Annotated in this window: 8 protein-coding genes and 1 pseudogene; 5 read left to right on the top strand and 4 right to left on the bottom strand. The window is 32.2% G+C overall.

Going from position 1 to position 11,174, the window contains the following annotated elements:
• The 3 genes and pseudogenes from VK90_RS26475 to VK90_RS26465 all read left to right on the top strand — a co-directional run.
• On the top strand, window positions 1-267 hold a 267-nt coding region (locus tag VK90_RS26475), incomplete at its 5' end, for a ParA family protein (protein ID WP_048376508.1).
• 1 nt (window position 268) lies between these two features.
• Window positions 269-616: a hypothetical protein gene (locus tag VK90_RS26470; protein ID WP_048376506.1), complete on the top strand. Its 348-nt coding sequence runs from the start codon at window positions 269-271 to the stop codon at window positions 614-616.
• A 1,119-nt stretch (window positions 617-1,735) separates the two neighbouring features.
• Window positions 1,736-1,951: pseudogene (locus tag VK90_RS26465) on the top strand (DDE-type integrase/transposase/recombinase); the annotation flags it as partial.
• A 197-nt stretch (window positions 1,952-2,148) separates the two neighbouring features.
• Here the strand turns inward: VK90_RS26465 and VK90_RS30990 are convergent.
• Window positions 2,149-2,628, bottom strand: coding sequence for a hypothetical protein (locus tag VK90_RS30990; RefSeq protein WP_231595968.1), 480 nt, complete (start codon window positions 2,626-2,628; stop codon window positions 2,149-2,151).
• 493 nt (window positions 2,629-3,121) lie between these two features.
• Between VK90_RS30990 and VK90_RS26455 the strand changes: the two genes are divergently transcribed.
• A complete protein-coding gene (locus tag VK90_RS26455) occupies window positions 3,122-3,772 on the top strand; it encodes an RpiB/LacA/LacB family sugar-phosphate isomerase (RefSeq protein WP_048376504.1) in 651 nt (216 codons plus the stop codon).
• Between the two features lie 160 nt (window positions 3,773-3,932).
• On the opposite strand, the gene VK90_RS26450 is transcribed toward VK90_RS26455, so the two are convergent.
• The 3 genes from VK90_RS26450 to VK90_RS26440 form a co-directional block, all read right to left on the bottom strand.
• The gene (locus tag VK90_RS26450; RefSeq protein ID WP_048376502.1) at window positions 3,933-4,721 is read right to left on the bottom strand and encodes a YrrS family protein; all 789 of its coding nucleotides are present in this window, start codon (window positions 4,719-4,721) and stop codon (window positions 3,933-3,935) included.
• A gap of 238 nt (window positions 4,722-4,959) precedes the next feature.
• A complete protein-coding gene (locus tag VK90_RS26445) occupies window positions 4,960-5,394 on the bottom strand; it encodes a hypothetical protein (RefSeq protein WP_048376510.1) in 435 nt (144 codons plus the stop codon).
• Between the two features lie 379 nt (window positions 5,395-5,773).
• The gene (locus tag VK90_RS26440; protein WP_048376500.1) at window positions 5,774-7,498 is read right to left on the bottom strand and encodes a helix-turn-helix domain-containing protein; all 1,725 of its coding nucleotides are present in this window, start codon (window positions 7,496-7,498) and stop codon (window positions 5,774-5,776) included.
• Between the two features lie 1,251 nt (window positions 7,499-8,749).
• On the opposite strand from VK90_RS26440, the gene VK90_RS26435 reads away from it, so the two are divergent.
• On the top strand, window positions 8,750-10,450 hold the full coding sequence (locus VK90_RS26435) for a hypothetical protein (protein ID WP_048376498.1): 1,701 nt from the start codon (window positions 8,750-8,752) through the stop codon (window positions 10,448-10,450).
• Window positions 10,451-11,174 lie beyond the last annotated feature (724 nt).

Raw genomic sequence — 11,174 nt, 5'->3', positions numbered from 1 at the left:
ATTGAAGTTGTAGGTATTCTTCCAGTGCTATTAAAAAATAATGGCAAAGTGGATGAATACATTATGGAAAATGCTCGTGAAATTTTTGGTGAAGAAAACCTATTTAAACATATCGTTCCACAGATGGAACGTATTAAAAGGTTTGATGTTAACGGTATCACTGAAAATGATAGACATGATTTAAATGTAATAGAACTATACGAAAAAATTAGTGATGAATTATTATCTCGTATCAATGTTTTTGAAAGTATGAAGGTTGGTGTATAACATGGCAAGAACTCCTGGATTATTAGGCAGAAAAAAGAGCAATTTTAACCCAATAGATCCTTATATTCCAAACGAGGATCCAGTTGTAACAAAAAGTGAAGAGAATACTCCTACTTTTCCACCTATAAATGAAGAAAAACAAGTGACTCAGCAAGAGAAAAAGACATTTAAAAACCAACAAGGTAGTATTAAAATTTCTAGTCAATCTAAAGAAGAGCTTGGAGCACTAATGAAACTTACTAATAAGAAATATGCTCATGAAATAATAGATTTACTTATACATCATTATGTAGAAAATCAATTAACTCCCGAACAGAAGAGGAAATTTAAATTATTAACAGAGATTTAGAAATATAGAAATATCCCTACATAGAAATAGGGATATTTCTATACTTTTGTAGTTAAAAATATCATCACCAGAACTTCTTCCACGACTTTCTCGTCCCTCTCATCACCGCAATTCCCTTATGATATTCCCTCATCAATCGCTTTGTCTCTTAAGCTAACTATTTAATATCTTCTTTGTACTTGGCTACAATAACACTAAACCACTGATCAGTATTAAGACGCCATTACTTTTGAGCTATTAGCGCCCTTCTTTTTATTTCTTCAAATGTAGCTTTGAAATAATGTTTGGTCAAATTGATACTAATAACCTTGATAAATGAGCAAAAAGAAAGAGCATGTTTTGAAAAAAGATTGATCAAAACACACTCTTAATTTATTTAATTGAATCATTCTTTTATAAAAAAGTCTAATCATTTCAGTGATCCTTATTCCATTAAAGCGCCCGATTGTTGAATAATTTCTATTGGATATTCCTAAAATCAGAAACCACTTATTCAATTTAACCCCCTTTTACTTTACGTGAAATTCGCTCAATTACTCGGGATAAACCGAGTGTATTTTTGTAAATAATAAGATTGTTAAACAAGAAATTCAAAAAGATGTAAGAGAAGGACAAGGTGCAATGACTTCCCGAAAGGCGGGAGCAATGCGAGATTAAGAATCTCCCACTTCAAACAGTCCGTAAGGACGTTAAGTGGTGAGTAGTTCAAAGTAGTTAATCTCTTTTGACATCAATGCTTTAGATATTATCCATTAATTCTATAATATGCACCACATATCATCGCTGTGCTCTTTTCTAATAATATAGAAATATCCCTATTTCTATAAGTCGATATTTCTATATGTCATTACCTTTGTTACAGAAATAAAGGTATAGGAGAGCGCTTTGGAATAGTTACTAGAACAATATAAATTACTGATTCTATTTCATATACCACATAACACTACTATGATCTCCTTCGCAATATAGAAATATCCCTATTCCTATAAGTTTATATTTCTATATATCCCTACTTTGTTACCATACATAGCGAAGATACTCCTATTTCTCCACCTAAAAATGTGTAACTTTGAAATTAAGTTTGATTAAAAACACCCCGCAAGCATTCAAATCTGATAGCTCAAATATTTGAATGCTATTATAGAGCAAGATCATCGTTTTATTAAGAAACGTGTACGTTCTATGTTAGGATTCAAGTCTTTTTGCACAGCTACATCCATTCTTGCAGGAGTGGAAGCTATGCATATGATTAAAAAAGAACAGATTGATTTAAGGCTTCAGTCTGTTCAAAACCAGAAAAAATTCATCCATCGATTGTTTGGGCTTACAACATAAAATAGGATTCCTCTAGAAATATATAAGCCATATTCTCTGTTATTTTATCTTTGCACCAGAACCAATAAAAATAAGGAAACTCCAATTTTGCCGGAAGTTTCCTTTCTTATTCCATTAAAGACTCCGTATATTGAACAAGGAATGAACTCCTTAGCTGATATAATAGAAGGATAGGTATAAACCTACTTAGGCACCTTCTACCTTTTTGTATCCGCAATTTTCTGGAACTTATAAGTGTGGATTATACTTGGAACTCCTACAATCGTACTGACCATTAAACTCCACATTGTAAACCGCCAATTTTCAGTGAGTAACGACAATCCTGTAAAAAATACTAATTGACCCAAAAGGGCAAACCAAGAAGTTATCCATGCTACTTTTAAATTTTCCTTCATCCCGTAACCCCCTATACCAATTAGTGGAATAACATATGTAAATTTGGTAAAATTTGATAATTTAAGTTTATCATAAGTTTCTTCGACAGAGAACGGAAAAGTATCAACAACGCTATTTAATATAGCTAAAAATAAAAAAGGTCTAATCCTTGTTGAATGCAGAAATATCCCTATTTCTATAATTAGATATTTCCTTATATCCCTGTCTATGCTATCAAAAATGGAGGTATAGGGGGGGAGACTTTGAAAAATTACTGGCGTAATATAAATTGCTGATTCCATTGCATGTACCACATTTCACTACTTTAAGCTTCTTTATAATAGGGAAATATCCCCATTTCCGTAATTAGATATTTCCCTATATCCCTGCCTATGCTGTCGGAAATGGAGGTATAGGGGGGAGCCTTTGAAAAATTACTGGCATAATATAAATTGCTCATTCCATTGCATGTACCACATTTCACTACTTTAAGCTTCTTTATAATAGGGAAATATCCCTATTTCTATAATTAGATATTTCCCTATATCCCTGTCTATGCTGTCGGAAATGGAGGTATAGGGGGGAGCCTTTGAAAAATTACTGGCGTCATATAAATTGCTCATTCCATTGTATGTACCACATTTCACTACTATAAGCTTCTTTATAATATAGAAATATCCCTATTTCTACAAAGGGATATTTCTATATTATGTAGTGTATTTCAAAATCGGCAAATTCAATAACTACATTTGACTTTCGGTTTGTGTGATAATTAAATTGAAAGGTCGTGGAAGAATGAAGATAGCGGTGATACAAGCAAGTACCCAAACTAGCAAAAATGAACTGATTTTTGAAGAGACAAAAAAGGCTGTGGCGAAGCATGGACATGAAGTGTTCAATTTTGGTGTTACAGCTGAAGAATCCGAGTTGAGCTATATCCAAGTGTCTCTAGCTGTTGGTCTACTTCTAAATTCAGATGCAGTTGATTTTGTCGTCACTGGATGTAGTAGCGGTGTTGGTATGTCGATTGCCTGTAATACACTTCCGAATGTCATTAGTGGTTATCTGCCCACTCCAACAGATGCATTCCTATTCGGTAGGATAAATAACGGAAACTGTGCATCACTGCCGCTTGGATTGAACTTCGGTTGGGCGGGCGAATTAAATCTTCGCTTCACGCTTGAGAAACTATTTGAAGAACCGTTCAATACTGGGTATCCTGCAGAATCCGCCGAACGAAAGAAACGTGATGCAGAACTTTTTAAAGCAATCAAGAGTTTTTCACATCATGGCATTGTTCAGATTCTAAGTCAGCTAGATGGAGCCGTTATTAATCCTGTTCTTCAAAAGCAAGATTTAGTGGAATTCCTCTTGCAGAGTGGCACCAACACAGATATATCAAATTATCTTATTGAACAAACGAAGCATTTAAATTACGATAGGTAAATACTGTATTTTTCAATACGTTTGGCGAATTTATCGTAAACCATAAGTGTAACCACTCCTTCGTAATAATTTTAGAAAAAGAAAAACCGTGTAAGTAACCCACTACCTAGGATGGTAGGTTACTTACACGGTTTATATTACACTCTCACATTTCCATTATTTATTTTATCACTTGAACAGATGCTGGTTTCCAACCCTGATTCTCTACCCAATCAATATCAACCTTATATTTTTTATTACTTTGCTTATCTCGTACATTACCGTAGGCTTTATTATTACCGTTATTCCCAATAAAATCGAAAATCAATTGGCTCTCTGGAACATCAACAGCATAAGAAATTGCTTTTTTCATCTCATTCCAATCTACTGTTCCTTCTTTAAATTTCATTGCAGGTTTTGCTCCTTGCTCTGTACCAATTGGCTTCCAAGAAGAATTAGTTTGAGAACCCTTTTCTTGAGATACCGTTTTTTCTCCTTCTTTATTTTCATTTCCGTTCGTTTTTACCGATTCTTCTGCTTTTTGTTTCGCTTCTAACTGTGCTAATTCTTTATCTTCACTTTTCTTTTCTTCTATCTTTGCTGCTTCTTTATCTTTACTTTGCTTCTCTTCTATTTTTGTTGCTTCTTTATCTTCACTTTGCTTCTTTTCTATCTTTGTTGCTTCTTTATCTTCACTTTGCTTCTTTTCTATTTTTGTTGTTTCTTTATCTTCACTTTGCTTCTTTTCTATCTTTGTTGCTTCTTTATCTTCACTTTGCTTCTTTTCTATCTTTGTTGCATTCTTTTCTTGAGCAATTGCTTTCTTTGATGTATCAGAAGGGAAAAACAACTGATATGTCACTAGACCAACTGTCACTAATACTAAACTAAATGCGATATTAAATATCCCCTTTTGACGACGACTTTGTTGTTTTTCCTGTTTTTGTTGAAACCTGCTTCCTTGTCCCATTCTTCAAACCTCCGTGTTTATTTTCTCCTCTAATCTTTATGCATTGTCCCTATAATTCTTAATATTTTTATTAAATAATAGAAATGAACTACACTTCCCATACAGGATTCTATATAATAATAAAATTTGTGTTTTTTCAAGCATCTGACATATGTTATTCAAAAATAGTTTAATAAATTAAAAATTGATAAGCTTCTGCACTTAAGAAACCTTCAATTTTATTCAAAGGTGATTCCATTTATGTCCACATTAGATCGTCTGTGGAAAGCTTTTTAGCAATTAAACCTCTTCTTCCCTTATTTATAATTTTCAAATTAAACTTCCCTCTATAGTATACTAAAGATGTGTCGTTTTCTAATGGGGTATGTCGTAAAATCAAAAGGGATTTTATCTCTTTTACTTTCTTTTCAGAATAACTTTCACCACTAGGGAATTCTATTATTCCTAATCTAATCTTTAATTCGCTTTCATCACAAAACCAATCGTTATTAAGTTCCCTTATCTTTTGTATAAAGTGCCTCTTGGTTTTTCCTATATAGAACAATGTTTCTTTGTTAGCATGCACTCTAAAGATTGCAAAAATCCCCTTCTTAGAAGCTTCTTCTCTATTATAAAGATCATTTAAACTATACGATCCATACCATTTAATATGTACTGTTTCTATTAATTCCACCTCATTTTTAGACAATAATATCATTTCTCAATGTTTAATTTATTATGAATACATAGTCTTAATTACTTGAATTATAAATTGTGCTTTTCAATAATACATTTTATTATTAATAACTTCAATAATGAATATGTACATATCTTCATGCATGCATGTCCTATCCTTTGTTGCGTCACGTAGGGCTCGTAATTTTCGTCGGTAATTTTGCCGCTCTGTGGTGGGGGAAGCCTTCTAAATAACTAGCGGTTACGCTGGTGTTCGTAGGAATCCCACGCTTCAAGCGTAGCTAAGTGGGGATAGTTCAATTGGTAATTGGTATGTAAATACTCTAAAAAAAGAGTCCTAGAAATAGGACTCTTTTTTTTAGACTTTAATTTTCAACTTACATCTTATCAATAATTAACTGTCTTTTATACCATTGATTTAATTTGTCACTCGCAGTTCCAGAGAGACGCTTTGTTTTTTTATTATAGAATCTTGAAAGAGTGGGCTGTGATATGCCTATCTCTGCTGAGAGCTCCCGCATAGTTATGTTCTTTCTCCGATGCATAAATTCTATTCTATCCCGAATTAACTGTTCATTTCTATTTATATCTAAGGGCTTTTCTTCAGTTTTTACTGGCTGATTATCCCTAGGAATTACATCAATAGTCTGCTTCTTCGCTAGGCTTTCCGTTGAATGGATTACATCAGTAGCCTTCTTCTTTGCTAAGTTTTCCATTGAACGAATTAATTCATTAGGTGGTAGTATTACTATTCCTAACTGCGAATAATATTTTTTAAACCAATTTTTCTTCATCAATTGATCCTCATCTAATCCCTTATCATATCCCCAATGAGAAATGACACCTTCTTTTTCTAAATCAATCAAAACATTTTCTAATTGATCACGAATACGGTTAGGCTTTTGCTTTTGGTTTATACCCATTACCGCTAATAATCCTTTATCTCCCCCTATAGAATAGGGCCTTTTTAAGTTAGAAAACATTTGACGAATTCTCCACTGCCATGTCAAATAACGAATTAATCTTTTATGATACTTGTGTCTATAGCTATTATACTCAAGGGCCTTTTTTGATAATAGTGCCGTAGTGCTATTAGATCCATATAGATAACTGGATAAGAAACTTCCCGGTTTAATTCGGCACGATTCTATACCCATGTATTCATTTGTATTCTTATCTCTCCAAAGCACTACAGAATCTAATACAAATAACCGTTTAATGACTTCACGCTTTACCTCATAATGTTTACCTGTTTCAGCGCGATCATTTAGTACAACTACTTCATTCTCATCATTTAAGTATATAAAAATACTTGCTAGAGCTGCTATACGTTTAGCTACCTTAATCTTATCTTCCACTCTATAATATTCAACACCATTTGCTTTTGCTTTTGAAATACTGCACATTTCTAAAACTTGTTCATATGAAAAATCAATAAATTCATCAGGTGAATTTGCTTCATTTAGCCATTGAATTGTGATGGTATCTAATACGTCCGCTGTTAAATCATCCATATTACTCATTACACCATCTACTAATGTGTTCCACCTTGCGGCTTCTTCAATATTTGTTAGCCTTAAATCTTCGTCTTTATGAGATGAAAGCTGTGCTACTCCATTACTATCTTTCGCTTCAATGGGATATGATTTTAATTTTGTATTTTCATCTTCCTCAAATTGATTCTTTGCTATCCCATCTCTTAGCTTATAATAAACAGCGGAATTATTTACTTCTAAATAATTTTCATGTGCTATCTTCGCATCAGGTTCAATTACTGGTGTAGGTGTTACAGTATTAGCCTTTTCTTCGTTACGAAACTCTTGAGCTATAAAGACGTCTATTGTCTCATGAATTGTTACTTTGTAAGTATCTATATTTTTAAATATATCTAAAGATGAAATACCTTTTCCTTGTTGTTGCTTCACCCACTGTACGAGCATTGAAAATGACGGAGAAAGATATTCAGAAGTTACAATTTTACTATTATCTGCTTCAACGTCTACATAGTAAGAATTCCATTTATGCCACAATTGCTCGTTCTGTTTATAAAGTGGTTCTGTTATTGATAATGCGTCCCTAAACAACTGTAGAACGTTTTCCATATATATTTTTCTCCTTATATAAATTTAATAAGTGTTATTTAAACGTGAAAATACTTAGCCATATGATGTCCCTTTCCACATAACAAGAAAGATACTTAGAATATTCTATTTGAAGTTTTCTACGTTACACCTTTACAGGATTTTAATGTTCATACCTATGGTCATCCCTTTTAATGATTATACAAGACCAAATCAATTTGTAAAATCCAAATACGACTTAATTCAAAGGCTAGCGTAATATCCTAGTTTTTTTCATAGATCCTGCTTCTATTAGTGCCATTTTTCATAAACATGAAAATCTGTAGCTGTATCATTCCCCATTCAACTACACAATTTTAAGAAAAAAGGGATAAAGCTTGATATAATAGGTTTTCTTTTGTAATTACATATGGAACATGAAAATTTATAGCTATATGATGTCTCTTTTGAATAATGTAAATGCTCTATAAACCCTTTGATATCATACACCCACTACCTTTTGGTTGTATTTTTAGCTATATATAATATGAAAACCTGTAGCGATATGACTTCCCTTTTTTCATACAAAGATGAAAAGTTCTTAGTAATATGATGTCCCTTTTAAAATTTGAAATTTTGAGTCCAAACTCTTTAATACCAACGTTTAAGGCTACTCTATGCATAATTGCATATCTAAAAACATGAAAATTTATAGCTATATGATGTCCCTTTTGCATGACTTAAATGTTCTATAAACCCTTTGATATCATACATTCACTGCCTTTTGATCTTATTTTCGACTATTTGTATAACATGAAAACCTGTAGCGGTATGGTGTCCCTTTTTTTATAAAAAGATGAAAAGGATTTAGCTATATGATGTCCCTTTTAAAATTTAAAATTTTGAGTTCAAACTCTTTAATACCAACGTTTAAAGGCTACTCTATGCATAATTGCATATCTGAAAACATGAAAAATTATAGCCATATGATGTCCCTTTTGTATTTATAAAAGAACCTCATAAACATTGTTGCATCAATGTTTATGAGGTTCTTTCTAATGATTTATCGATTATCTAGAAAGATGAAAATCTGTAGCGGTATGATGTCCATAAAAAAAAATTGATAAATCTTCAAATCCCTTGATATACAAGGGATTAACGCGCATTTCATCTTTTCATTTTTTCTCTTAAAGGGGCGTATTTCATCAAATTTCGATTTGTTATAATCATAATTGGTATATTTTATAGTATTTTGGCATATATTTCTGGATTTATGTGTAGGAGGTGAAAAAGATGGGACAATCATTTATTATTCGTAATCAACGTAGTCTAAATGGACAAGATACAAATGCAGTTCTCGTAACATTAAAATCTTGGCAAAAACTTGTTGAAGCTTTTGAAGAGAAATACTACAGCTATAAAGATACATACCTTGAGGATATTCTCGATCATATGACATATGAAGAACGTATTGCTGATGTAGACGGCTTAGTGGCTCAGGCGAAACCATCTTTTTCACGTCGTACACTATCTGCTATTTCAGAAACAATGGGACGAAAACATAAATTATATGGCATCACAAATGCAGATTTAGAAGTCTTCTTATATCTACACAAGAAATGTTACACGAATGGGATTATTCCAAATGTAACAGTACATATGATGTGGGAAGATTACAAGCAATATAAAGAAGAATTTGCTTATATACAGCATTCTCAATTCTATATTGCATTAAAGAAATTAAGTTTACATAACATTATTAAAATAGAAAATGAATTAGATGGCCGCTCTACCATTAAGCTAACTCATTTTATGAACGAAGAAACTGAAAAGGTAAACCCTTATGTTTATATTAGCCCAGTGGTATTTACAAAGGCATTCTTTGAGCTGTCAGTTGCAGCTAAGAAACTATTCCTGGACATTGCTATGCAACAGCACAGCGAAACGACTTTAAAACGTTCCCTAGATAAACAAGATGAAAGAGGAAATACAACTCATTTTGGTGGGATGTACCGCTTTTTACATAAGAAATACCCACATCAAATCCGTGCAGTTATGACAGAACTAACAACTGCATTACCATGTACAGGGACTCCCCTATTCAAAATTTGCAAATTACAAAAAGGGGTTAAAAATAAAAAAAGATATACGACGTTATATCTATCCTTACATACAGATTTCTTATGTACAAGAGAAGCCGGGGAAATACAGTATCGTGATCCATTCACGCCAAAGGTTACACATGCACGAAAAGCACGTTTTATTGAATCTGTGCTACAAGAACTGAATATCGGTGAATTTGCACAAGACATGAATAAATTTATTCATGTACTTAAGTATACTTGCCATCGACAGATTCGAAGTGTTATTCGTGGCTTACGTGACATGATAGATCGTAATGAAGAATATCCAAGTAAGTTAGTGTATACACTGAAGAAACTATTAAATCAAACATCACAATATCAAATTCTTGATACAGCAGCAAAAGAAGGTATTTACCCTCTTATTACACAACATGTTCCAAAAGAACAAAAAGAGCAAGCTGTATTTGATTTCGGATTACATTTCTCTATGTACTCCCTTCGAAACATCAAAAAGTTGTTCCGTAAAACATATGAATTACTAAAATCCAAATTTGCTGTACCTGTTACAGTGGAATCATATCACCGTAACTATCTAAAGTATCAAGAAGAAACATTGTTTAGAAAGTACGCCTATGAACAAGGTACAAATCTAAATGCTTATATGGCTTTAGAAATAGAAATACGTGAACTTCTAAAAACAAGAGGACATAAAGATCGCTTTATTCCGAGTGATGTTCGCGAATTGTTCATTGAAAAGATAGATCGACTACCTAAGGAAAAGCTTCGCGTTATTGAAATACCAGATGAGTTCAATTTGATTACATTTATGCGTGCATTTGAACAATTAATACGCGCTGGTATTCATGTAACAACAGCCGAACAAGTACTTGAAGTCATAGAAAAAAATTAACGATACTCCGCTCTCTATTTTTGAAAAAACTATAAATAGAGGGCTATTCGTGTTGATTTCATTCTATAAAAGCCCTCTATTGATTTCTTCTTATAGGTACCTTTACTAGATTCTATTTATAATAGGGTCTTTTTTTATACATTCCTATACAAAACTGTACTTCAATTAACTAATTTTCCACACCTCTGCTTAAATAAGCATGCTATTTTCATCTAAAATACATACAAATACCTACAAAAAATCATAAGAAAAATATTAAATTCCGTGGGTAAGTAGATAAATAGAACCTAATGTGAATAATATTATGTAATTATTATTGAAATAAAGGGATTTTTGCACTTCACCTATCAAAAATCATCAATATTTATGTGAGTAATGTGACAAATTCTAATTGTGTTGATTAGTTAGCCTATATTGTGAATGCTTTGTGAGTAAGTATTGTGAAATTGTGGATATACAGTAGATGAATTCGAAATTTAGGGCTTGAATAAATATATTTAATCATGTATCAATTTGTTTCAGTTTTTATGTAGAGACGCTATATGTCATTTATGATTATTTGTAGGTTTTATATCTTAACAAATCCTATTTTTCCGTCGTTAGATTCTTCTATTTATGATTTTTTACGCTATGGTATGCTCAAAAGCCTTGTTACAGTAAGAGGAAACACCTATTTCTTCGTCCTATATAAGTTTTATCTTTATATTTTTAATATATATAAGAT

Origin of the sequence: Bacillus sp. LK2 (assembly GCF_001043575.1) — a bacterium.
GTDB lineage: Bacteria > Bacillota > Bacilli > Bacillales > Bacillaceae_G > Bacillus_A > Bacillus_A paramycoides.
This window is presented reverse-complemented; position numbering and strand designations above follow the sequence as displayed.

Bases quoted from the DNA above. Each gene is read 5' to 3' on its own strand.
- VK90_RS26470 (WP_048376506.1), top strand. From the start codon at position 269: ATGGCAAGAACTCCTGGATTATTAGGCAGAAAAAAGAGCAATTTTAAC.
- VK90_RS30990 (WP_231595968.1), bottom strand. From the start codon at position 2,628: ATGGAATCAGCAATTTATATTACGCCAGTAATTTTTCAAAGTCTCCCC.
- VK90_RS26455 (WP_048376504.1), top strand. From the start codon at position 3,122: ATGAAGATAGCGGTGATACAAGCAAGTACCCAAACTAGCAAAAATGAA.
- VK90_RS26450 (WP_048376502.1), bottom strand. From the start codon at position 4,721: ATGGGACAAGGAAGCAGGTTTCAACAAAAACAGGAAAAACAACAAAGT.
- VK90_RS26440 (WP_048376500.1), bottom strand. From the start codon at position 7,498: ATGGAAAACGTTCTACAGTTGTTTAGGGACGCATTATCAATAACAGAA.
- VK90_RS26435 (WP_048376498.1), top strand. From the start codon at position 8,750: ATGGGACAATCATTTATTATTCGTAATCAACGTAGTCTAAATGGACAA.